Annotated in this window: 20 protein-coding genes; 12 read left to right on the forward strand and 8 right to left on the reverse strand. The window is 55.1% G+C overall.

What is annotated here, in order from left to right:
• The first annotated feature begins 44 nt into the window (after positions 1–44).
• Positions 45–1,676 carry a rhamnogalacturonan lyase B N-terminal domain-containing protein gene (locus tag FHS18_RS22310; protein WP_246427832.1) on the forward strand — a complete coding sequence of 544 codons (1,632 nt, stop codon included), beginning with the start codon at positions 45–47 and terminating at the stop codon, positions 1,674–1,676.
• Between the two features lie 94 nt (positions 1,677–1,770).
• Here FHS18_RS22310 and FHS18_RS22315 read toward each other — a convergent pair whose 3' ends face one another.
• A complete protein-coding gene (locus FHS18_RS22315) occupies positions 1,771–2,496 on the reverse strand; it encodes an alpha/beta fold hydrolase (RefSeq protein ID WP_183602583.1) in 726 nt (241 codons plus the stop codon).
• 129 nt (positions 2,497–2,625) lie between these two features.
• Here FHS18_RS22315 and FHS18_RS22320 point away from each other — a divergent pair, with 129 nt between their 5' ends.
• Entirely contained in the window at positions 2,626–3,570 is a 945-nt protein-coding gene (locus tag FHS18_RS22320; RefSeq protein WP_183602584.1) for a helix-turn-helix transcriptional regulator, read from the forward strand.
• Here the strand turns inward: FHS18_RS22320 and FHS18_RS34580 are convergent.
• The 3 genes from FHS18_RS34580 to FHS18_RS22330 all read right to left on the reverse strand — a co-directional run bounded on the left by FHS18_RS34580 (position 3,556) and on the right by FHS18_RS22330 (position 5,483).
• Positions 3,556–3,936, reverse strand: a complete 381-nt coding sequence (locus FHS18_RS34580; RefSeq protein WP_246427833.1) for a hypothetical protein — start codon at positions 3,934–3,936, stop codon at positions 3,556–3,558. The two genes, FHS18_RS22320 and FHS18_RS34580, sit on opposite strands and share 15 nt — an antisense overlap.
• A 20-nt stretch (positions 3,937–3,956) precedes the next feature.
• Positions 3,957–4,289, reverse strand: a complete 333-nt coding sequence (locus FHS18_RS34585; protein ID WP_246427834.1) for a hypothetical protein — start codon at positions 4,287–4,289, stop codon at positions 3,957–3,959.
• Between the two features lie 204 nt (positions 4,290–4,493).
• On the reverse strand, positions 4,494–5,483 hold the full coding sequence (locus FHS18_RS22330) for a glycoside hydrolase family 5 protein (protein WP_183602585.1): 990 nt from the start codon (positions 5,481–5,483) through the stop codon (positions 4,494–4,496).
• Between the two features lie 267 nt (positions 5,484–5,750).
• Between FHS18_RS22330 and FHS18_RS22335 the strand changes: the two genes are divergently transcribed.
• The gene (locus tag FHS18_RS22335) at positions 5,751–10,076 is read left to right on the forward strand and encodes a glycosyl hydrolase (RefSeq protein ID WP_183602586.1); all 4,326 of its coding nucleotides are present in this window, start codon (positions 5,751–5,753) and stop codon (positions 10,074–10,076) included.
• 100 nt (positions 10,077–10,176) lie between these two features.
• Here the strand turns inward: FHS18_RS22335 and FHS18_RS22340 are convergent, their stop codons facing one another.
• The 3 genes from FHS18_RS22340 to FHS18_RS22350 all read right to left on the reverse strand — a co-directional run bounded on the left by FHS18_RS22340 (position 10,177) and on the right by FHS18_RS22350 (position 13,257).
• Positions 10,177–10,761 (reverse strand): TetR/AcrR family transcriptional regulator, encoded by a 585-nt coding sequence (locus FHS18_RS22340; RefSeq protein ID WP_183602587.1) that lies wholly within the window; start codon positions 10,759–10,761, stop codon positions 10,177–10,179.
• Between the two features lie 15 nt (positions 10,762–10,776).
• Entirely contained in the window at positions 10,777–12,036 is a 1,260-nt protein-coding gene (gene tyrS, locus FHS18_RS22345; protein WP_343060632.1) for a tyrosine--tRNA ligase, read from the reverse strand.
• A 225-nt stretch (positions 12,037–12,261) separates the two neighbouring features.
• A complete protein-coding gene (locus tag FHS18_RS22350; protein ID WP_183602589.1) occupies positions 12,262–13,257 on the reverse strand; it encodes an AraC family transcriptional regulator in 996 nt (331 codons plus the stop codon).
• A 217-nt stretch (positions 13,258–13,474) separates the two neighbouring features.
• On the opposite strand from FHS18_RS22350, the gene FHS18_RS22355 reads away from it, so the two are divergent.
• The 3 genes from FHS18_RS22355 to FHS18_RS22365 all read left to right on the forward strand — a co-directional run bounded on the left by FHS18_RS22355 (position 13,475) and on the right by FHS18_RS22365 (position 18,631).
• The gene (locus FHS18_RS22355) at positions 13,475–14,737 is read left to right on the forward strand and encodes an MFS transporter (protein ID WP_183602590.1); all 1,263 of its coding nucleotides are present in this window, start codon (positions 13,475–13,477) and stop codon (positions 14,735–14,737) included.
• A gap of 95 nt (positions 14,738–14,832) precedes the next feature.
• Positions 14,833–17,664: a glycoside hydrolase family 78 protein gene (locus FHS18_RS22360; protein WP_183602591.1), complete on the forward strand. Its 2,832-nt coding sequence runs from the start codon at positions 14,833–14,835 to the stop codon at positions 17,662–17,664.
• Between the two features lie 286 nt (positions 17,665–17,950).
• A complete protein-coding gene (locus FHS18_RS22365) occupies positions 17,951–18,631 on the forward strand; it encodes a DedA family protein (RefSeq protein ID WP_183602592.1) in 681 nt (226 codons plus the stop codon).
• 77 nt (positions 18,632–18,708) lie between these two features.
• Here FHS18_RS22365 and FHS18_RS22370 read toward each other — a convergent pair whose 3' ends face one another.
• Entirely contained in the window at positions 18,709–19,254 is a 546-nt protein-coding gene (locus FHS18_RS22370) for a GNAT family N-acetyltransferase (RefSeq protein ID WP_183602593.1), read from the reverse strand.
• 331 nt (positions 19,255–19,585) lie between these two features.
• On the opposite strand from FHS18_RS22370, the gene FHS18_RS22375 reads away from it, so the two are divergent.
• The 6 genes from FHS18_RS22375 (at position 19,586) to FHS18_RS22400 (ending at position 24,333) form a co-directional block, all read left to right on the forward strand.
• Positions 19,586–20,464, forward strand: coding sequence for a LysR family transcriptional regulator (locus tag FHS18_RS22375; RefSeq protein WP_183602594.1), 879 nt, complete (start codon positions 19,586–19,588; stop codon positions 20,462–20,464).
• A 154-nt stretch (positions 20,465–20,618) separates the two neighbouring features.
• Positions 20,619–21,149: a GNAT family N-acetyltransferase gene (locus FHS18_RS22380; RefSeq protein WP_183602595.1), complete on the forward strand. Its 531-nt coding sequence runs from the start codon at positions 20,619–20,621 to the stop codon at positions 21,147–21,149.
• 32 nt (positions 21,150–21,181) lie between these two features.
• Positions 21,182–22,048, forward strand: a complete 867-nt coding sequence (locus tag FHS18_RS22385) for a transporter substrate-binding domain-containing protein (RefSeq protein ID WP_183602596.1) — start codon at positions 21,182–21,184, stop codon at positions 22,046–22,048.
• Between the two features lie 41 nt (positions 22,049–22,089).
• Positions 22,090–22,884, forward strand: a complete 795-nt coding sequence (locus FHS18_RS22390) for an amino acid ABC transporter permease (RefSeq protein WP_183602597.1) — start codon at positions 22,090–22,092, stop codon at positions 22,882–22,884.
• Positions 22,874–23,584, forward strand: a complete 711-nt coding sequence (locus tag FHS18_RS22395; RefSeq protein ID WP_183602598.1) for an amino acid ABC transporter permease — start codon at positions 22,874–22,876, stop codon at positions 23,582–23,584. Before FHS18_RS22390 ends, FHS18_RS22395 begins: the two co-directional genes overlap by 11 nt.
• Positions 23,581–24,333, forward strand: a complete 753-nt coding sequence (locus FHS18_RS22400; protein ID WP_183602599.1) for an amino acid ABC transporter ATP-binding protein — start codon at positions 23,581–23,583, stop codon at positions 24,331–24,333. Before FHS18_RS22395 ends, FHS18_RS22400 begins: the two co-directional genes overlap by 4 nt.
• The last annotated feature ends 11 nt before the right edge of the window (positions 24,334–24,344 follow it).

Here is a 24,344-nt window from a genome sequence, read left to right on the forward strand (position 1 = left end):
GCCGTAAGAAGCAGGTATGCACATCAGCACAATGGAGGGATGAAATGATGTTCACGCATTTGGCAAGAAAGGCCATTCTATTCATTGTAATCGCTGTCATGGCGGTATCTATCCATGTCTTCCCAGCTTCGAAGAGTTATGCAGCGACCGTCTATGTGACGGATAATGGCTCGACGATCGTGGTGAATACAGGAGCGGGGCTGATCTATACCATCAATAAGGATAACGGCGACTTGGTCTCGTCCAAGCTGAACGGCATTGAGCTCAGCGGCTCGACCAAGGCGTCCCATATCGCGTCTGGCCTCGGATCGGCTGCCAATGTGACGTGGAACACCTCGCCATCCGGATCAACGGTCCTCATTACCGTCTCTACGGATACGCTGACCCATTACTACTCGTCCCGCGGCGGCGACAATACGATCTACATGGCTACCTATGTGACAGCCGAGCCTTCCGTAGGGGAATTACGTTACATATTCCGCGGCAATGGCAGCGTCCTGACCGGCGTTCCGGCTAACTCCGATAATGGCGGGAATACGGGAGCGATCGAGAGCTCGGATGTATTCGGCTACGCGAATGGCTATACGACGTCCAAGTATTATGGCAATGATCAGGCCAAAGATTTGACGATTCGCGGGGCAACCGGCAGCGGCGTCGGCGTGTTCATGGCTTACGGCAACCGGGAGAAAAGCTCGGGAGGCCCGTTCTTCCGCGACATTCAGTTCCAGAGCGGCGGCGACACGGAGATCTACAACTACATGAATTCCGGCCACGCCCAGACGGAAGGCTGGCGGATGGGGCTGCATGGTCCTTACGCGCTCGTCTTCACGACCGGAAGCACGCCAAGCGTGCCTGACTTCAGCTGGATGTCGGGCCTTAATCTGACGGGCTGGGTAAGCAGCCGGGGGAATGTGGTGTTGAATGGTCTGAGCGGGATGGATTCCGGATCCGCGTACACGATCGGTTTTGCCAACAGTACGGCGCAATATTGGACGACGGCGACTTCCAGCGGCTCGGCGGTCAAGCAAGGCATAATTCCAGGAACATACACGATGACGGTGTATAAAGGGGAATTAAGCGTCTATACGGAAAGCGTAACCGTGAACGCAGGGGCAACGACAACGCTGAATACCCGGACGATTACTGGCGATCCGAGCGCTACTTCCACGATATGGCGCATCGGGAATTGGGACGGTACGCCGAAAGAGCTGCTGAACGGACAGACGATTCCGATCCGCCATCCTTCCGACAGCCGCAACCAGAGCTGGGGGCCGGTCACTTATGCCGTAGGCAGCGCGACGAACAAATTCCCGGCGATCCAGTTCCGCGGGCAAAACTCCCCAACGACGGTCACGTTTAACTTAAATGCCACGCAAGCGGCTGCTTCGCATGTGCTCAACATCGGCATCACGGCAGCTTATAACAACGGACGTCCAAGCGTAACGATCAACGGCCATACGTTAAGCAATCCGGCTGCTTCGTCTCAGCCGAACTCGCGCAGCTTCACGATCGGCACCTACCGGGGCAACAACAAGACATTCTCCTGGACGATTCCTTCCTCCTACCTGGTGTCCGGTGCCAATACGTTAACGATCACGCCGATCAGCGGCTCAAGCGATCTCGGACCTTGGCTTAGCGCCGGCTGGGTGTATGATTGCGTGGAGCTGACGAATTAACCAGCAGGATAAGGACAAGAACAAGCAGCGGTTTCGCTCGTCGAACATGACGGGTGGAGCCGCTTTTTCATGCTTATAGACCCGATCATTCGAGTCATTGCTGTGCTTCAGATAAAAAAATCTCCAGTATCGACCTCAAACCTGCCGGATTGCTGATCATCGGCAAATGTCCGGTCGCTAAACTCCTTACGTATTGAGGGGAAAGGTTGGCGATCATTTTATTTTGCAAAGAAGGACGGAGCTCTTTATCGTCGGTTAGCTTCACGTATAGCTTAGGCACATCTGGAACGGATGTGTCGATTCGATCGGTATACAAGCGGACTGCCTCAGGAATGAATCCGTTCACGATCTCCGCAGCTTGATCAGGCGAGAGATCGCTGCATAGTCCCGTCCGTAAGGCGGACTCCGGCGGTTTGGTCCCTATCGTTCGCAAGAGTACAGACAGTAGCAACCGCTGGGGAATGGGCAAGATGGATAGAAAGGAACCCCTTCTCTTCGGAATTGCCGCCCCTACCGCTACAATGCCCGCCAATCGATCCGCCAGTTCGGAGGCGAGTCTAAGTGCAAGAACGCCTCCGATTGAATGCGCGACAATGATAATTTTGCGGGTTTCCCACTCATCCACTTGTCTTTTCATATGCGCGACATAGTCCTCCAATGAAAGACGGCTCCTTGAATGGGAAGAGTCTCTCCTCAAAGGGAACTCAACCAGTAAACAAGGGTGCTCGAACCCCTCTATAACTTTACGCCAAACCTGACCGTTCAGGCCTGCTCCATGGATGAATACAAAACCGATTTCTCCCTGCGCGTGCTTTAGCATACTGACCATGCCCCCTCAATGGTTTGTCTATCCAGATGATCTATAAGATAATGGTAGCACCAAAATAAGACAGTTTATGTCTTATTTATGCGATAATCTAAAACGTATATTGGGGGAGGAGGATGGGCAATGCAAAAGTCACAGCGCCTGATTCAGTTGATTATGAGGATCAATGCAAAACAATCCTTTACCGTAAAGGAGCTCGCTGACGAATTCGGGATATCCACGCGAACGATTACGAGAGATCTGCTGGAGCTAAGCGAACTCGGCGTTCCGGTTTATTCCATTCAGGGAAGAGGAGGGGGATATAAGCTGCTCCAAAAGAGAATCCTGCCGCCGATTAGCTTTACCGAAAGCGAAGCGGTCGCGATGTTTTTTGCATGCCAGACGATGGATTACTTCAGCTCCCTGCCTTTTGGGGATGGGGCTGACTCGGCAGTTCATAAGTTTTATCATTACTTACCTGCCGATGTACGGGAGCAGATTGACCGATTAAAGGACAGGATCATGTTCTGGAGCCCGTATCGTTCGATGTCGGCAGAAATTCTTCAAACGCTCCTGCAAGCCGTCATGACCAACAGTGTCGTCACCATTGCATATAAATCCAGCAGCGGAGTTTCCGAGAGGAATATTCAACCAATCGGTCTTTACGCTAGTTCTGGCTATTGGTATTGCCCCGCCTATTGTTTCGAAAGGGAGGACATCAGGCAGTTCAGAGCCGACCGGATACTCTCTGCTTCACTCAACGGCACCATTCCTGCCCGTGAGGATGTAAGCCAGAAGACATTATTGGATAAGCCCCAAAAGGATGATCAGGAACGGACTGCCCTCGAACTCGAGCTGACGAATAAAGGGGTATGGATGCTGGAGTCTAACCCCCGTTTTGGGCCCTACATAAAGCATTATGAGGACGGCGGCGGAACAGTAACCGTTCCAATTGCGGCAGAGGATCTGAAATTCTATGTGGACTTGATCTGGCAGTGGGGGGATGATGTCAAAATAATAGGACCTGCAGCCGCCGCCGCATACATTCGTCAAAAGATCGAAGCCATGCGGTTACTATATCTTCGTTGAGCAGCTGTTCCCCAGATTTATTCGTTCGGTAACTCGTTCTAATTGTCTGGTTAGATATGGCGAGACGTCGCCGATTCCGGCAACCGCTTCTAACAAGGGAAAGGTGTGCCCGCCCCAAGGGCCCTGCGGATCGAAAACTTGTCTGCCTATTCGCACGCCATCGGCTTCCAGGACGGGTTCCAACCGTTGCATTCCTTCAATAAGCAGTTCAGCCGGCAGCGCTTTGTTCCTGCGCCTGGACCATTCTGCCAAGTAGGACATCCCGCGCAAAATATCATATTCAAAAAATCTCGGGAAGCAAGGTAGCAGCCAATCTTGATTGATGATGTTCCCATTTTGCTTAGTGCATACAAGACGATGCTCCATAAGATAGCGAGCACCTTCATCTAGAAAGACGGCTTCCTGTTCAGTGAAATCGCGGTCTGTATGCCATAAGATGGCTTCGAGTGGAGGAAGTGTTGATATAATGGAGCTCTTTTTCGAATGAATATAAGCTTCCGGATCTGCCAGACTTGTGTTTGTAACCAATATTTAGCTCGGACAATTGCGGACTCGGGAATTCGCTTCACTTCTCCCATTTCATAAAGAGCCGCCATATGCCACCATGCTCCGTCCCATTTTCGACGGCTGTACTCGCCGCTGGCGTCCAAATCCGGACCGGACTCCAGAAACCTTATCGATTCTTCGATTGCCAGACGAATCGTTTGATTTTCCCCCATTTCAGCCTCTCCTTTTGACGTCTCTTCTTCACGTATGCATAGAGTTTCCCGGCTTTCCCTTGCAAGCAATATCCTTTATCAATTCGAGACAGCATCAGAGTATCCTGCCCGCTAGTTTTACGAACGTCCGCAGCAAAAAGAAACGCAGCCTCCCGGGCGAAATTACCCGAGAACCTGCGCTCTGATGATGGCATGCGCTTGATTCTAATATACGCTCGCCTTCACGCTCGTCTGCTTAATTCCGTTCGCGTTGTTGATGCCGTAGACGACCGTATTGCCCCAATCGGTTAAGCTTCCTCCCCCGCCGTTAGCCAAGTTCAGATAAGCGTAATCCGCCCCGTTGCCGTGCCAGGACCAGGCGGTCCAGCCGACTTTCTTCTGTTGCGTATAGCTCAAGATATACGGCTCATCGACATCGCCGTTCGTATGGTATTGCCCGAACTCGCCGATGGTGAGACAGAGTCCTTTATTCAGGACGTTATCGATATTGGTCTTAATGGTCGTGGCCGCACCGCCCGCATATTCGTACATGTGAATAGAGAACATCGTATTCTTGTTCGGATCGGCGCCAAGGACCGATTGGCCGTAATCCCGAATCGAGTCGGGATATTGTCCCCATCCGGCCGCGTCGACCATCAGCGTATGATTCAACCCGGCGCTTCGCAATTTGGGAATCGCGGATTTGTAGCCATTGGCCCATCCCGCGCCGTTCCAGGTTCCGTACCATTCATTGGCGACGTTGATGATGACGTATTTCTCTTGGCCGATCAGCGCGTTTTTAATCTCGATCCAATAGTTGACGGCTTTATCCAGATCGGCCGCGTTGTCGCTGCCGGTAGCGTCGTGGACTTCCAGTACGGCGATCATTTTGTACTGCTTCACCAAGGTAATAATCGAGCTTACCGTGCTTGCGCTGTCTTTCGTATAGGTGGATCCATTGGAAAGGACGATGCGTACCGTATTGGCGCCGGTAGCCGCGATTTTGGGAATGGCCGTATTCAAATCGTTCTTGTACCAGCTATGGGCATAGTTGACCCCGCGCATGACAAAAGGGCTGCCATTGGCATCATATAGCATGGTACCGCTTACATAAAATCCCGAAGCAGCATGGGCGACAGGGGCTTTCCCTGCTATTGAGCCAACAAGCGTTAGCATAAGAGCTAACAACAACATTCCTCGAATCGATCTTTTCATCGTTCATCACGCTCCTTGTTATGGTTAAGTATGAATGCTTGGACGGATAGTAACTAGCCTCCCTCCCTTGATTATTGGCCGGAATAGGATGACTGAAGACAGTAGGGCAGTCCCGGTACAAGTAGGCTGTTCGTTAATAAGTTAGCCTAAATGTATGTTATTAAGATAAAATTATAAAAACAAAAAGTCAATAATTAGTTGAAATTAGAAAAATGTTAGCCTAATATAAAGGTGCAGGAACGAGATCATTCATGGGGAGTGAATAGATTGCGTAATAAAAGAAAACATTCGAAGGCACTGATGGCAGCCGTATTAACGGCTGCGCTTGCATGGCCGGGGTATACGCCGGCGTCAGCAGCCACAACCGGAACAGCGGCAGATTCAGCAGGCATCCGAACCGAGCGCAGCGGCCACTGGGCGCAGGCGAGCATCGACAGATGGACCGGATATGGCGTAGTGAAAGGTTACGGAGACGGGTTATTCCATCCGGACGATAACATTACCCGGGCGGAAATCGCCACGATCATCAACCGTCTCTTCGGCTACTATGCCAAGTCCGAGCTTTCATTCGCGGATGTCGCTGCTGGCGCATGGTATGAAGAGGAGCTCAGCAAGGCAAGGGAAGCGGGCTATTATACCGGTTTTCCGGGGAATCTTGCCAAAGCCGCGACGACGATAACGCGGCAGGATGCGCTGACCTTAATAGCGAAGGCGTTTTCGCTGCAAAAAGAAAGCGCTACCACAAACCTGGGCTACACCGACGAGGAGAGCATCAGCGCTTATGCCCGCGAAGCGGTCGCTGCGCTTAACGGAATCGTATCCGGCTATCCTGACGGCACCTTCCGTCCGGATCAGTATATGACGCGCGCTGAGCTAGTCCAAGTGATGGACCGCCTGGTGGCCGAGTTTTATTACGAGCCTGGCGCTGAACAGGGCGGTACGATTGAAGGCCATGTGCTCATGAATCATCGCGATGTCGCATTGAAGGCTGCCGCAATCTCCGGCAATCTCTATCTCGCCCCGGGAATTGCGGATGGCGACATTCAACTGGAAGGCATATCGGTCCAAGGCACGACGTTCGTATCTGGTGGAGGAGCGCATTCGATACATATCCAGAATGCCAGGCTCGGCGATCTCCTAGTCAAACGGGCGGAGGGGAAGGTGCGTCTTGTTCTCTCCGGCACGACAGCCGGGGATAAGCTGGTAGTGAATACCGCTGCGGACATCGAGATCGAGAAGGGATCTTCGATAGCCGGAATCATCGTGGCGGATGGCGCAGCCGGTACGAGCCTTACCATTGCAGGCACGGTTGGCAAGATCACCGTGGAAGCCGAAGGCGTAACCATCAACGGCGAGCCAATTACTGAGCTTGGCGGTTATTATGTCAAGGACGGCAAGCTTCAGCGCGGCACGATCGACAACAGCGAAACGGAGTCAGGAACAGGCACCGGCGCTGATAACGGAGCGGTGATCGGCGGGGGCTCCGGCAATCCGGGTACTTCGGTCAAACAGGTGGATCTGGTGGACGCGCAAGCGACCGCCGAGACGAAGTCGCTATTCGATTTCTTGCAAGCAACGCGCGGCAAAGCGGTGCTGTTCGGCCATCAGCATGATACGACCGTCTCGATCGCAGGCAAGGACAGCGAGGGGAAGACGGTCTCCGATGTGTGGAACGCGGTTGGCGATTATCCGGCCGTGTTCGGCTGGGATACGCTTAGCCTGGATGGGCACGAGAGCCCGCCCGGGGTAGCCGGCGATTATGAAGCGAGCCGGGTCGGACTGTCCAACGCGATGAAGCAAGCCCATGCCATGGGCGGGATCGTCACGCTGAGCACGCATCCGTATAACTTCGTAACCGGCGGTAGCTTCAACGATACGAGCAACACTTCGGGAGCGACGCAATCGGTCGTGACGCGTATTTTGCCGGGCGGCGACAAGAACGAAGCGTTCCGGGCTTATCTGGACCGGATCGCGAATTTGGCGAACCAGCTGAAAGACGACCAGGGCAAGCTCATTCCTGTCTTGTTCCGTCCATTCCACGAGCAGAACGGCGGCTGGTTCTGGTGGGGGGCATCCACGACGACGAAGAGCGAATATGTGGAACTCTACCGCTACACGGTCGAGTATTTGCGCGATGTGAAGAATGTCCGCAACTTCCTGTACGTATTCTCGCCGAACGGCCCGTTCAATGGTAACGAGAGTGAATATTTCACCACCTATCCAGGCGACGAATATGTGGATGTACTCGGCATGGACCAGTATGACAACAAGGACAATGCCGGCAGCGAGGCATTCCTCGGCGGTCTGGTGAAGGATCTGAAGATGATTGCCTTGGCTGCCGACCGTAAAGGCAAGGTCGCTACGCTGTCGGAATACGGGTATAGCCCGTCAGGGATGAAGACGACCGGGAATAACGACACGCAATGGTTTACCGCTATCGCGGACGCCATACAGCAGGATCCCGATGCCCGCCGCATCGCTTATATGCTGACCTGGGCCAACTTCGGCGAAGGGAACAATCTCTATGTGCCGTACAAGGATGTGGCCGGCAAGGGGAGTCATGAGCTGTTGCCGGATTTCATCGACTATTACGACGATCCGTATACGTCATTCGCGAAGGAATTGAAGGGTGGCAACGTGTACGGCAGGAAGGTCAAGACAGTCTCCGAGGAACCGTTCCTGCATATTGTCACGCCGACCAACATCGGAACGGTCAGCGAAGCGCCTTCTATGATCCGCGCGAAGGTGCTGGGCGTGCATCCAAACCAAGTCACGTACAGCATCGGGCAGAACGGAGCGGAAGTTGCGATGACACTGGATGCCGATGGTTACTATGCCGCGCCTTGGACGCCTTCGGCGGCCTTGAACGGGAAGTCGGCGACGATTACGGTCCGCGCTTATGAGACAGACGGCAGCGTGCTGGAGCAGACGGTCCAGGCTTTTGTCAAAGTGCGCGAGATCGCGGTGAAGCAGCTGACATTCGATACGGCGGACAGTCTGCCAGCGATCCAGAACAACGGCACGTACCCGGACTCTATTCAAATGGCGCTTGCGCATGCCGACGCAGAAGGCAACGGCAAGCTCGAGCTTCGATTGGCGAGCGGGCTGACTGAGGCCGACACGTGGCAGGAGCTCAAGCTGCAGCTGACGGACAACGGTTTATCCGGCGTCGATCTAGCCGACATTAAACGGGCCAAGTTCACCGCGCTTATACCGGTATCCGTAGGCGCCGCTGCCTCCATCCAAGCGGTCGCCATGTATCCGGAAGATTGGAGCGTCAAATACGGCCAGGATACGACGAGGAAGACGCTCGCGGATTTGCCGCAGGTGATTGTAGAAGGTACGGCTTACTATCGATATGATGCCGTCATTGAGCTAAGCGACGCAGCGGCCGCATCGCGCGCTGCCGGCCTTGCGGTCTCGCTCGTCGGCAGCGGACTTGCCGCCTCGGGTCCGATCTCCATTCTCATCGACGATCTGGGTCTCTATAATACCTACAACACCCCGATACTCGACACGGGCTTGGTGGATGATTTCGAATCCTATGGCGGATCGGACGATGCGCTCGCCGCCAAATATCCGAAGGCCGGCGGCGATGACGTGAGCGTATCGCTTAGCGCGGAGCAGCAGGCTTCCGGCGAATACGGCATGAAGCTGCAGTACAGCATCGGGACCGCGGGTTACACCGGCGTCGGCAAAAGCATGGGCACCGCGAACTGGTCAGACAGCAACGCCCTGCAACTATGGGTCAGAACGGATGCGGGCAGCGCCTATGCGAAGGAAGGCCAGCCGCTGAAGCTGGTCATCCAGGCGATGATCAACGGCACCGCCTATGAGGCTTATCCGACGCTGGAAGCTTCGAAGTCGTACCAGTTGACGATCCCGTTCGCGGATTTCGTCGTTGCGCCATGGAGCTCGGGCGGGCCGATCACGAAGGAAGGGCTGAAGAAGGTTACGAACGTGAACCTCTATATCAACGCAATGGATAACGGCAGTCATGCCGGCGTCTTATACTTCGATGACATTCGCGCGCTATATGACCCGAACACGCCCGATCTTGACGGTCCGGGAAGCGAGTCGCCGAGCACGCCGGCAGGTGTGCTGTATCAATTCAAGTCGGCAGCGGACATCACCGGCTGGCAGCTCGAGGGGAATACGGCGCAAGCGAGCCATATCGCCTATGACGAAGGGGAGCAGTCGCTGTCGGTCGGCTTCCCGCTCGTGAATACTGGCCAGAATCCGGCAACGCAAGCTTGGAATGAGGAGTTCGAGTTAACGACGAACCCAACGGGGCTCAATCTGATGGGGCTCGGCAGCGTAACGGCGCGCGTGAAGTTGAGCGAGGGTTCGGCCAAAGCCCGCCTGTACCTGAAGAGCGGAACCGGATGGACATGGGTGGATAGCGGCACCCCGGCGAAAGTTGACGCCAGCGGATACACGACGCTGTCCATCGTGCTCGCGGATGCGGCCAAAGTGAGCGGCGTGGACTTGAGAGACATCAAGGCGATCGGCTTCAAGATCGAAGAGATCGCGAATGATGGAGGCGCGGCTCAGTTGCATGTGAAGGAGGTTGCGCTGACGGCGTCGAATTAGCTTGGCGCAGCGTTGAAGCGGCACGTGGCCATATTCATCCCTGGAAGTGAGAAGGACATCCGCGTACGACAGTACGATGGATGTCCTTTTTATATTTCATCTATGCCTTATCTTTGCATGCTTGCAAGATCCCTCTCATGAAAATCTGCCAAGAGCTGGCGAGGCGCCGGTCGAACCGGTCCGGCCCTGCGTAGATTAGCTCCACCAGCATCCCCTCGAGCAGATTGGAGTAGGCGAGCACGGCCGAGTCGATGTCAACGGCCAGCTGTGACGCCGCTTCCGCGAACCGTCCTCTGGCCAGCTGTTCCTTGTGTTCGAAATACGTGTTCAGGGCATTTTTGATCGTATCCTCATGCACCTGAGGAATAATGAAGCCGTGATACAGAATGAGCTTCAAGTTGTCGTCGCTCGTATACCGTTCCTTGTAGGACGCGATGAGAGAGAAGAGCACTTCATCGAAGGGCAGCTGCCGATGCCGGGCGTAGAAGTCGTCCAGGTACTGGATTTCGCCCTGGATCGCTTCGTTGAATACGGCAAGGAACAGCTGCTCTTTGCCCGAGAAGTGGGAATAGAGCGTTGGTTTCTTCCGCCCGACTTCAGCGGCGATCAAATCGAGCGAAGTAGCATCGTAACCTTTGGCGGCGAACAGGCTTAGCGCCTTTTGTTTGATTTGTTGGGCGATCATCGTTAATGCCTCCCGCTAGCCGAATACAGCCATCACGTATTTTTTCTTGCCGACCTTGATGAGCGCATATTGGCGGTGCAGGGCATTGTCGGCGTTCACGAGCTGCGTGGCGTCGAGCACCTTCACGCCGTTGATCGTAACGGCTCCGTTCTGAACATCTTCGCGCGCCTGCCTTTTGGAAGAAGCCGCGCCGGCAGTCACTAGGAGATCAATTACGTTCATACTGCTCTCCTCTAGCGATACGGTGGGAATACTGTGCGCCACATCGGCCAGATCGGTTGCGCTGAGCGTATCGACGGTTCCGCGGAACAGCGCTTCGCTTACCCGAACCGCGCCCACGAGCGCTTCCTCGCCATGGACGAGCCGTGTCACTTCGCTTGCCAGTACGCCTTGAGCTTCGCGTTTCTCCGGAGCCGTCTGGACGGACGCCTCCAGCCGTATAATCTCCTCATGCGAGAGGAAAGTGAAGTACTTCAGGAACCGGGTGACATCGGCATCGTCGGTCTGCAGCCAGAACTGGTAGAACTGGTAAGGCGATGTCTTGGCAGGGTCGAGCCAGACCGCGCCGCCGGCCGTCTTGCCGAACTTCGTGCCGTCGGATTTCATGATCAGCGGCATCGTCAGGCCGAACGCATCGCCTCCGCCAGTCCGGGAGATGAGCTCGAGGCCTGCCGTAATATTGCCCCACTGGTCGCTGCCGCCGATCTGCAGCGCGCAATCGTACTGTTGGTGGAGGAAGCGGAAGTCATGCGCCTGAAGCAGCATGTAGCTCATTTCCGTAAAGGAGATGCCGAGCGGCAGGCGGGTCTGGACGGTCTCCTTGGCCAGCATGTAATTGACCGTGAACCGCACGCCGGTATCGCGCAGGAAATCAATGACGTTGATGGAGCTGAACCAGTCGTAGTTGTTGAAGACGCGCGCCGGGCGCTCCGGATGGTCGAAGTCGAGGAAGCGGGACAGCTGCGACTTTATGGACCGCGTCCATTGATCGACCGTGTCGCCCGTGTTATAAGGGCGCTCTTCGCTTCTGCCGGTTGGGTCGCCGATCAGGCCGGTTGCTCCGCCGACAAGCGCGAACGGAATATGGCCGGCTTGCTGGAAGCGCCGCAGCGTAAGGATCGGCAGCAGATGCCCGATATGCAGGCTGTCCGCCGTCGGGTCGAAGCCTGCATAGAGCTTGACCGCCTCCGAAGATAGTTTTGTTTGCAGTCCATCTCGATCCGTCGTTTGGTGAATCAATCCACGGAAGGCCAAATCGTCCAGAATGTTCATGATCGTGTTCTCCTTTACCTTAGAATTGGTATGTGAATAAGGGATTGGTAAGGTTATTCAGTGGCCCGACCGACCGTTCGGTCGGGTGTAGTCAGTATCGCACGATCGAACAGCATCGTCAAGCGGCATTATTGTTTAATCGACCGCATGTAGCGCCGCCGTCTGCGGCTGCCGCGGACTCTTCGCCGTCGAATACTTGTCGTGCTGTGCCGGAGCAACCCGGGAAATTCAGCTTCCCGAGCCTCCTTCGTCACGCCTTTTGCCCGAACGATAGGCTTTCGGCGTCATGCCGAAGCGCTGCTGGAACAGCTCATAGAAAACGTTCATGTTGGAGAAGCCGACTTCTTGCGCCACCTTCACGACGGATAAGCCGGTATTCTCCAGAATCGAACACGCCCGGCTCAGCTTGACGTCCTGTACGATCTTGATGAAGGAGGCCCCGAGATGATTCTTGATCATACGGCTTAGATAATTCGGATGAAAGCCGAAATGTTTGGCTGCGGAAGTCAGCGTCACCTCCGCATAGTTCTGTTCGATGTAGAGCAGCACATCGGTAATGAGCACCTTCTGAAGGCCGGAGGCGCGATCCGTCTCGGCCGATTGCTTGAAGATGCGCAGCAGCTCGGAGAAGAGAATGATCATGTAGCTGTTGATGATTTCTTCCGAGCAGAGCCCGGGGGCAAAATATTCGATGAGCACTTCCTGCATCAGGCGCTGAATCTTAGGATTTCCACCGGACGGGAAGACGATGTATTGATTGCTCGCTTTGTTCTTGTACACCGCATCGGTAATGAATTCAGAGATCAGGTCGTTCCCCGATAATCGTTTCAGCAGATCGGCATCAAAGTAATTTTTGCGCATCAGGCAGTTCATAATAATATCGTTCTCGCCGGCAGGCTCGATCGTATGCGTCACATAGGTATCCAGCAGGCAAAATTCGCCTTCGTTTAAGATCACCTGCTTGCCGTTAATCGTCTGCACGCAGCGTCCGGCGAATACATAGTTCATCTCGAGAAAATCATGCTTATGCGCCGTCGTGATCATATAGCGCGGATGCTTCATGAAGGCGATCTTCTGATCCGGCTTGAAGATGTCCTCCTCCAGCATCGATAACACGATGGTATCTTCGTTGGCGAACAGGCGGGGGACGCGGGGATCCACCAACGCCTCGCGTTCAATCGCGTTCAAGTCGAACAAATACGCCTTCAAAGCCTCATCATCCATCCGAATGCTCCTTTCCGCACATGTGCTCATGCAGCCATTATAGACCAGTATGCCAACAATTTCGAGGTTTGAAAATGATATAAAAACTTGAATGCTTCCGTTATATATCTACGCCGGGGAATAAGTTAATATTGCTTCATAAGCGCTTACATACAGCGCTTACAGGAACGGATTGAAAATGGTAAATCATTCATGGATCTCATAAGGAGGCAACGGCATGCATACTTCAGCTCCGGTGACGGGCGCAACGACGAAGCGCAATGAAGCAACACCTTTCGCCAGATTGATCACGGGACTCGTACTCGGCAACTTCGGCGTCTACATGGCGACGATCGTGCCTACTTTGATCCTGCTGACCTTCAAGTTCATCGAGCTTACGCCTCAAAATGTAACCGCTAACTTCAGCCTCTGCGCAGGAATCGGGGCGTTCGTCAGCATCGTGGCCAACTATGTCGGCGGCTACATCAGCGATCGGACGACATGGTCGTTCGGCCGCAGACGCTCCTGGATTCTGATCGGCAATATCGCCGGCGCGCTATGCATGGTCGGAATCGGCATGGCCACGGCCGTGTGGTCGGTCTGTCTCTTCTGGAGCTTGGCGCTCACGTTCTATTATTTCGGCATCGCGGCAGTCGGCGCGCTCGTGCCCGATCAGGTGGAGGAGACGAAGCGAGGCACGGCATCGGGAATCCTCGGTATTTTCACCCCGGTCGCGATTATGGTCGGCATGGCGCTGATGACGGCGCTGAACAGTTTGCCGCTGGCGATGAAATTCAATGTGCTCGGGGGCATCTCCGTCGTGACTGCGATCGTGGCCTGCTTCTTGATCCAAGAGTCCAAGCATCATGCGGCAGCAGGCAACCAAAGTAAGCGGAAGACCGCGCTGTTCCCGAATCCGAAGCAATACCCGTCCTTCACATGGGGATTCGTGACGCGGTTCCTGATCGGCATGGCGTATTCGTCCCAGACGTTCACGGCGATCTATGTCATGGATAAGTTCAACGTTCCCCAAGACGAGGTCACGGGAATCGTATCGCTCGTTACGTTAATTCAGACCGTATTCCTTGCGCTCTCGGGCGTAATAGGCGGCATGTTGTCGGACAAATTCCGCAAGCAAAAGCCTTTCGTCGCGGGGTCGGCCATCGTTGTCGCCATTGCGATCTTCGTGCTGGCCTTCGCGCCTTCGTTAACGTTCGTATTCGTCGGCATGGCGTTGCTCGGACTCGGCTACGGTGCTTACATTGCGGTGGATATCGCGCTTATTACGCGGATCTTGCCGAACCAAGAAGATGCGGCCAAAGATTTCGGCATCATGAACATCGCCGGCAACCTGCCGTCTTCGATCGTGCCTACATTCTCGAGCACATTGGTCGCGCTTGGCGGATTCCCGTTATTCTTCGGATTGCTTGCCGTGGCTGGTTTGCTAAGCGCGGTCGCCGTTGCGCCGATCCCGGAGATGTCGCCTCGGGCGGAACATTAACTTCGCACCGCAAGGGCCTTGCAGGAAGGAGCATGCACTCCTTCTTATGTAAGCCCTTTCCTTTATTCTTAAAGAAAATGGAGTGAGAGACTTATATGAGACAAAGAGAAGAAATCATACCTGTGCAATTAACCGTAGAATCGCTAGTCAATCCGCTAGGAATCGGGATCGCGCAGCCTCAGCTTAGCTGGAAGCTGTCGACCGAGGCAAGAGGCGTAATGCAGACTGCATACCGTATTGTCGTGGCTTCGAATGATGGCGATTTGGCACTGGGCACGAATTTGATCTGGGACAGCGGCAAAGTCGTGTCGGACCGATCCGTTCACGTGAAATATGAAGGTCCGGCGTGCGTATCCCGCGGCCGGTACGTGTGGAAAGTGATGATGTGGGATCAACAAGAGCAGCCATCGGCATGGAGCGAAGCCGCGAGTTGGGAGATGGGCTTGCTGAGCGAGGGCGACTGGAGGGCCAAGTGGATCGAACCGGAACAGACGCCGGTGACGCCGGAAGAAACGATTAATCTGTTCGTTATGTTCAGCGGCAAATATAATAACGATCCGGAAGTTACCGACCGCCTTCATCCTTGCCAGCTGGTGCGTACATCGTTCCAGGCGAGCGCACCTGTTGCGCGAGCGAGAATCTATGCGACCGCACATGGCGTCTATCAGCTGGAGCTGAACGGTCAGCGGGTCGGGGACCGGGAATTCGCCCCGGAATATACGAACTACAATCAATATTTGATGGTGCAGACGTATGACGTGACCGCGCTTGTCCAGACGGGGGAGAATGCGCTGGGTGCCGTTCTCGCAGACGGCTGGTATGCGGGACGGATCAGCCTGACCGGGAGCAGCTGCCAATACGGCGACCGACTGGGACTGCTCATGCAGCTAGAGCTTGAATACGAGGATGGGACGAGGAACATCATCGGTTCCGACGGCACGTTCCGATCGAGCACCGGGCCTTGGGTGTACTCGGATATTTTCATCGGGGAGAAATATGATGCGCGTCTGGAGCAGCAAGGGTTCAGTACCGCCGGCTTCGATGATTCGGCCTGGCTGCCGGTTCATGAAGCGAACCATAGCTTAAGCAATCTGGTTGCGGAATACGGCGAACCTGTCCGCGCCGTGAAGGAACTTCCGGCGCAGTCCGTGGTCGTGACGCCGAAGGGAGAGACGCTTATCGATTTCGGACAGGTAATCGCGGGGCGCGTCCGGATGCAGGTCACCGGAGTTGCAGGAACGGAAGTGACGCTGGAGCATAGCGAGACACTCGACTCGGAAGGCAATTATCTATTCAATATCAACGGCAGGCACAAGCACCAGAAGGATATTTACGTCCTGCGCGGCGGCGAGAGGGAAGTGTTCGAGCCGAAGTTCACGTTCCATGGCTTCCGGTATGTGAAAGTGACAGGTTACCCAGGCGATGTGAAGGCCGATAATTTCCATGCGGTCGTCCTGTCCTCGGATCTGGAGCAAAACGGCGATTTCTCCTGCTCGGATGAGCGGATCAATCGGCTGCAGGCCAATATCGTCTGGAGCCAACGCGGGAATATGCTGTCCATCCCGACGGATTGCCCGCAGCGGGAGAGACTCGGCTATACGGGGGATTTTCAAGTCTTCGCGAAGACCGCTTCGCTCAATATGGGCATGAATGCTTTTATCTCGCGCTGGCTGACGAATCTGCGACTCGAACAGCGGGAGGACGGCCAAGTTCCGAATACGGTGCCGTGGAACCGGAGCGAGCGCGAGCATGACGAGAGCTTGAATGTCTCGTCCGCAGGCTGGGGCGATGCGGCGGTAATCGTGCCGTGGACGATGTACCAGGCTTACGGGGACAAACGGATTCTCGAAGACAGTTATGCGTCCATGACGGGATGGGTCGAGTACGTCATTCGCACGGCGGCGAGCCACATTCCCGATGAGCTGAAAAACTGCGAAGATGCGGAGCGGCTGGAGCGGCAGCAATATTTGTGGAACACCGGCTTCCACTTCGGAGATTGGCTCACGCCGAGCTTGAGCATGAGCTTGGACGGCGAACGCGTCGACATGATGAAGAGCGCCTTCCAGACGAGCGAGCTCGTGTCGACCTGCTTCTATGCCCACTCGACGGAGCTGCTCGCGGCAGCCGCTGAGCTGCTCGGACATGATGCGGATGCCGAGCGTTACAAGGCGCTCAGCGAGAAGGTCCGCGAAGCGTTCGCGGCCGAATACCTGCGGGAGGATGGCCGGCTGAAGGCGCATCTTCAAGGCATCTACGTGCTGGCGCTGCAGCATCGGATGATCCCGGATGAGCGGAGAGCACAGACGCTGGGCCATCTCGTCGACTTGATTGAAGCGAACGGCTACCGCCTCGATACGGGCTTCATGTCGATTCCGTTCCTGATGGATGTGCTCAGCGAGAACGGCCGCGCGGATGTGGCCTACAAGCTGCTCTACCAGACGAATTGTCCGTCGTGGCTGTACGAGATCGAGCAAGGCGCGACGACGATCTGGGAGGCGTGGAATACGATTCTGCCAAGCGGCAGAGTGCTTCCGGTATCGCAGAACCATTATGCTTTCGGCTGCGTCGGCAGCTGGCTGTATACCCACATTGCGGGTATCGAGTCGCTACAACCAGGCTACAAACAATTCCGCATTCATCCGCATCCGGATTGCGGACTTACGCAAGCGGAAGCCGTCCATGAATCCGTCTACGGCACGATCCGGTCGCAATGGCAGCGGGAAGGGGAACTGTTCACGCTGAGCGTCACGGTTCCTGCCAACACGACCGCGCAGATTCATCTCCCGGGCGCTATCATGCATGAGGTCAGCGAATCCGGCGCGCCGCTGGCGGACGCCGCCTATCTTAGCGCCGAACAGGCCGGCGAAGGCGTCGCGGTTCAAGCCGGAAGCGGGACGTACAGCTTCCACTACCGCCTTCAATCTTAAGGTTAGCGATCGGCTCCTCGTTCAACGGGGCGCCGGGCACGCATGAGGTTAAGCAGCGAGCTTAAGCTTCGATCTTTAGCAATAAAGTAATACTTTCGGGGTGGAACTATAATCGATGAGGAACGTACCTTTCGTTAGAAGGGTGCGTTTTTTGATTTGTATAGAAGCGGCAATAGCGTGACACCAAGTAATGGATGATTAATTTTCATGATATAAACATAAACGAAGCGCCCTTTTGTCATATAATGAGTAAGAGTCCTCGGTAAGAAAGAAGGTTTAACACGCAATGGAGCAATGGGTCACGGAAATGATGAGCACCTACGGCTATTTCGGCATTTTCCTATTAATCGTCCTCGAGAATTTCGTTCTCCTGATTCCGTCCGTATTCGTTCTCACCTTTGGCGGGTTTATGACGGAATCGACAGACATGACGATCGCAGAGGTTGTGCTGTGGGCGACTGCGGGTTCGCTTGTCGGCGCGATCGGCCAATACGGCCTTGGGCGTCTGCTGCCGATGGAACGTCTGGACTCCTTCCTAACACGCTATCACAAAATCATTCATCTCAAACCGGAGCATCTGCGCAAAGCGTTCGCCTGGTTCGAGAAATATGGGCTATGGGCGGTGCTGCTAGGCCGCTTGATTCCGTTGTTTCGCAGCCTCGTCTCGATTCCGGCGGGCAGCGCTTCGCTGAAGCTGGTGCCTTTTCTGCTGGTTACCGTACTCGGCTCCCTGATCTGGAACACCGTTCTCGTCATCATAGGCGCGACGGTCGGCACTTCGTGGGAGAGCATCATCGGCATGCCGGAATCGTATGCCAATATCGCTTGGGTAGCGGCTGTCGTCCTGGTCGTGATCGCGATTATCGGCTATAGGTTCTTTCGCAGAATGGTCAAGGGAAGAGAAGGAAGCATACGCCCGGACGCTTCCGGAGGGATCGGCCAAGAGGGGACGGGCAAGACGATGTAAGGGTGCAAATCATACTTCTTAAATAAGCGAAAGCCGGAGATCCGCAAGCTGTAACATGCGATCTCCGGCTTTTCGTTTTATCTTGCGCTGTTGATCGCCGCGAGCGCCGTTTCGTTCAGCGTCAGACGGAATCCTTTGACCAGCGTCTCGCCATTGTAGACGTCCGTTTCGTAGGCGCGCTCGAACCCGAGGCGCTCATACAGCCTAACGGCGGAAGCCATCATGTCGGACGTATGCAGATTGATTCGGTCTGCGCCAAGCGACTGCGAGCGCCGAATGGCCTCGCGTATCAGCAGGGTCGCGATGCCGAGGCCTCTCGTCTTCGGGGATACGGCCAGGTAACGAATGATCGGATTGCGGATATCAAGCTCCGGATTGCCGTAAGCTTCGATGGAGGAAGCGAACAGCTGCAAGCTGCCGACCAGCTCGCCGTCCGCGAATGCGGCGATTCGCGCGACCGGAGCTCCTTCATGGAAGGAAGCTTCGAGCGATTGCTTGTATTGCTCCCACCGCGGGGGAGGAAGGACTTCCGCGTACTGGGCATAGGCGTCGACAAGGACGCGAAGGAATGCATCTTGATCTTCTGCGATTACGTCCCGGATGATGATCGTGGCTTCCGGCATGAGGCTCACTCCTGTTCCTGGCATCAATTTCTTTAAGCTTATTCCATTAATCCAACAATTCCTATAAGATAAAGTTAAATTCAATTTCCGAATAGAAAAGTTCTATCGAAGACGGCTATTCGCGTATAGCTAACATCATTGACATTCCTGATGGATGGCAGGATCTATTGCCTGCTCTGATGACTTGCCTTGTCAGACGATCGCAGCTAACAGCGCGCGGCGCTGGCCGCACGCCGGTGCTCATGCGTTGCAGGGTCGGCAGATTTTGCGCACTTTCAATTCCGTGTATAACGGTAAGAATAATGAACTTTATAATTGGAGGGTTTCCTGCATGAATATCGAGAATATGGAAGCATTCGTCTACGTGAATCATTATGGCAGCTTCAATAAAGCGGCCGAGGTGCTCTTCCTCTCCCAGCCTTCGGTCACCGCGCGCATTCAGACGCTGGAGCGGGAGCTCGATTGCAAACTGTTCGACCGCCAAGGCAAACAGATCCTGCTGACGGAGAAAGGCAAGCAGTTCCTCCCTTATGCGCAGCAGATTATTCAGACACTCCAAAAAGGCAGGCTCCATCTGCAGGAACGCGGAGCAAGGCCGCAAGAGCTGCGGATCGGCAGTACCGTCTCGGTCTCCAACTACGTGCTGCCCGACATTCTCCCCAAACTGAGAAGCCTCTTTCCCGAGATGACGTTCAAGATGACGACGGCGTCTACGGACGATCTTGTCGCTAAACTGATGGACCGCGAGATCGATATTGCCTTTGTCCGCAAGCTGGTTCATCCATCGGTCCAATCCTTTCCCTTCTATGAAGACCCGATCAAGCTCTACGTCTATGAGGGTCATCCTTTTGCCGCCGCCGGACGGGTCTCGCTGCATGAGATTCGCCACCAGACGCTCGTATTCTTCGAGTGCGGCTCGCTCGACTGGCTTCGCCTGCACCGGGTGTTCGAATATCTTGAGCATCCGCCTCACATCGTCTTTCATGCCGATAATCACGAGACGGCCAAGAAGCTGGTCTTGCGGAAGGTCGGCATTTGCTTCCTGCCCGGCCTGAGCGTGAAGGAAGAGGTGGCCCAAGGGAAGCTGATTCCGATCGAGATCGAGGAGACGAACGGCATATCGCTGCAGACGAACTTGATCACGCTCACGGGAGAGAATGCGGAGTTTATCGAAGCGATCATCGCGAAGGAAAGCATGTATAACATTTAATAGCCGCCCCTCGTTAGGGCTTATAAGAACTTCAATCGAACGATAGAGAAAGTCTATTAGCGCCGATATTGCATCAGGTGTTACATTAGTAGCAAGTTAATTCATACTAAGTTTATAGGAATTATAATATTTAGAAACATGAGGGGTGTAAGTCATGAGCGAGGTCTATCGATTAGCCGGTCTTGAGGACGCGGAGCGGCTGCAGGTCATCACTTATGAGGCATATGCGCTGATTCGGGAGCTAGAGCTCCACTGGCCGGCCGCGAACGCGGACTTGGCGCAGATCCAAGACAATGTGACCCAGAACGAGTGCTACGTGCTCGAGGTCGAAGGGAAGATCGTGGCGACGATCACGTTGTCAAAGGGCGATGAAGTGAAGGCGATCACGGACTTGCCGTTCATCAAATGGTTTGCCGTCGATCCAGGCGAGCAGGGCAAAGGTTACGGCAACAAGCTGCTGACCTGGGTGGAGGATGCGATCATCCGCGACAAGGTGGGAGCGCCCGCCGTAACGCTGGGTACGGCCCAGAAGCACCCATGGCTGCTGCCGATGTATGAGCGCCGAGGCTACGAGAGCATTCACGCGTTTGATCCCGGCAACGGAGACGGCGTCATGCATTTGCTCCGCAAGGTCGTGAATCCCGCTCAATTCTCGATAATGAATGCGAGCGTAACGAACGTATAATCCCAATTATAAACAAATGGAGGGTCTTATTCATGAAAAAAACATCCCTATTCACGCTCGGACTTGCGCTTACATTGGTGACGGCGGGTTGCGGCTCGAATGGTTCGAACAATAACGGCGGCGCAGAGAACGCCGAGCCTGCTTCGGCTAATGCGGCTAACAGCGGCGGTTCGGCCGAGAAAGTAACGAAGATCGTCGTCGGCACGGGAACGGGCTTCCCGCAAGTGTGCTTCATCGACGAGAACGGCAAGCTGACCGGCTTCGACGTCGAGCTGGTGCGCGAGATCGATGAACGGCTGCCCGAGTACGAATTCGAGTTCCAGACGATGGAATTCGCCAACTTGCTGCTCAGCCTGGAGACGAAGAAGATCGATTTCGTCGCCCACGAGATGGAGCAGAATCCGGAACGCGTCGAGAAGTATCTCTTCAACAAAGAGCCTTACGCTTACTGGCGCAACAAGATCGTCGTAGCCAAAGAGAACGATTCGATTCAGACGCTCGACGATCTGGCCGGCAAGAAAGTACTGACCGGCGCGACCAGCGCGGCGGCTCAAATCCTCGAGAACTACAACAAAGAGCATGACAAAGATATCAATATCGTCTACCAAAGCGGCGCGGCGAACGATACGGTCAGCCAGATCACTTCGGGACGCGTAGACGCTACGATCGCAGCCGACTTCACGCTTTCCTTGATCGATCCGCAGGCGAAGCTGAAGACGACGGGCGATGACCTGTCCGCGGCCGACATTCTGTTCGTCTTCCGCAAAGACGATGCGGACTCGCAGAAGCTGTCTGACGCAATCGACGTTGCGCTCAAAGAAATCAAAGCCGACGGCACGCTCGGCAAGCTGAGCACCGAGTGGCTCGGCGGAGACTTTACGGCGGACGCAGCCAAATAGCAAGGCTTGGGCAACTCCTTTAAGAAAGGTGAGAGCGATCGATGGAATATGGTTTCGACATCACCTATGTGTTCGAGTTTATCCCCAAACTGCTGGACACGTTGAATATTACGCTGTTTATCGTGGCAGGCGCCATCGCATTGGGACTGTTCGTCGGTTTCCTGGTGGCACTGCCCCGCCTTTATCATATCCCCGTGCTGCAGAATATCTCGAAGATCTACGTCTCGTTCTTCCGCGGCACGCCGATCCTCATTCAGCTCTTCCTGTTCTACTACGGTCTGCCGGAGATTCTGAAGCTCGTGGCGATCGATCTGTCGAAAGCGCCCGTGCTCCTGTTCGTCATCTTGACGTTCGGTCTTCATACCGGCGCCTATGTGTCGGAGAACATCCGCGCGGCGGTGCTGGCGGTCAATCGCGGACAAGTGGAAGCGGCTTATGCCGTCGGGATGACCGGTTATCAAGCGTTCACTCGGATCGTGCTGCCGCAGGCGCTGGCGATCGCGGTTCCGGTCTTCTCGAATCTCGTGCTTGCGATGGTCAAAGATACGTCGCTCGCATTCACGCTGGGCGTCATGGAGATGACCGGCAAAGCGCAGACGCTCGGATCGCTGACGCAGCGCTACATGGAGACGTTCGTGGCGCTGGCCATCATTTACCTCATCATCTGCGTTACGCTCGAGCGCGTATTGCTGATTGCGGAGCGCAGGCTTAACCGCCACAATAACCGCGATCAGGAAACCAGAAGCTGGTTCAAGAACCGCAAGCGCGCTTCGCTGAATCAACTGACCCGCGAATTGAACTTGGACAAAAAGGAGGTGCCGCGATATGAAGCTTGATCCGGTCTTTATATGGACGGCTTTCGTTCAACTGCTCTCCGCCATTCCGACGACATTGGCCATCACGGTCGTCTCCGTATTCTGCGGCTTCATCATCGGTACGATTACGGCGCTGTCCCGCCTGTATCGCATCCCCGTGCTGTCCCAGATCTCGACCGGTTATGTGACGTTCATCCGCGGCACGCCTATGCTTACGCATCTGCTGCTCATCTATTTCGGCCTTCCGATGCTCGTCGACGGCCTGTCGGCGCAGCTGGGGCTTGGGTGGAATTCGGCCAAAATCCCGATGATCGCCTTTGCGTTCATCTCCTTCTCCATCACGGCCGGCGCCTATATGTCCGAGGTCGTGCGTTCCGGATTGCTCGCCGTCGACCGCGGCCAGATCGAAGCGGCATGGGCGGTCGGGATGACGACGCCGCAAGCGCTCCGGCGCATCGTGTTCCCGCAAGCGCTGGCAGCCAGCTTGCCGAATCTGTCCAATTCGCTGATCGGCATGCTCCACGGTTCCACGCTCGCGTTCACCGTATCGGTGGTCGATCTGAATGCCAAGGCGCAGATCGTCGCCTCGACGAACTGGAAGTTCTTCGAAGCGTATCTTGCGGTCGCCTTGATCTTCTGGGGATTGACGGTCCTGATCGAACGGATCACGGGCGCCATCGAGCGGAGAATCAACCTGTTCAGAAGAGGAGGAGTGGCATGATCGAATTAAAAGGCATTCGCAAATCCTTCGGCAAGAACGAAGTGCTGAGGGGCATCGATCTGACGGTCAAGAAGGGCGAAGTCGTGGCGATTCTGGGACCATCGGGTTCCGGCAAAACGACGCTGCTCCGCTGCATCAATTACCTCGAGAAGCCGGGCGAAGGATCGATTCGGATCGGCGGCTTCTCGCTCGATTATAAACGGGCAGGCAAGAAGGATATCCATGCCCTTCGGCAGCACTCGGCGATGGTATTCCAACAATACAATCTGTTCGCCCATAAGACGGCGCTCGAGAACGTAATCGAGGGATTGATCGTCGTCAAGAAGATGAATAAGGACGAAGCGCGCAAACGCGGCGTAGAGCTGCTCGAGAAGGTCGGTCTCGGCGCCAAGCTGGATGCTTACCCGAGCCAATTGTCCGGCGGCCAGCAGCAGCGGGTCGGCATCGCCAGAGCGCTTGCGCTGGAGCCGGACGTCATCTTGTTCGACGAGCCAACGTCAGCCCTGGACCCGGAACTGGTCGGCGAAGTGCTGTCGGTCATTCGGAAGATCGCGAAGGAAGGCATCACGATGATTATCGTGACCCATGAGATGGGATTCGCATCCGATGTGGCTAACCATGTCGTGTTCATGGACGGCGGCGTCATCGTCGAGGAAGGAACGCCTTCGGAGCTGTTCGGCAATCCGAAGGAAGAGCGGACCAAGCAATTCTTGAAGCGGATCACGCCGGAATTAATCTACACCATCTAGGGGGAATAACC

Origin of the sequence: Paenibacillus phyllosphaerae, assembly GCF_014192105.1 — a bacterium.
Lineage (GTDB): Bacteria > Bacillota > Bacilli > Paenibacillales > Paenibacillaceae > Paenibacillus_Z > Paenibacillus_Z phyllosphaerae.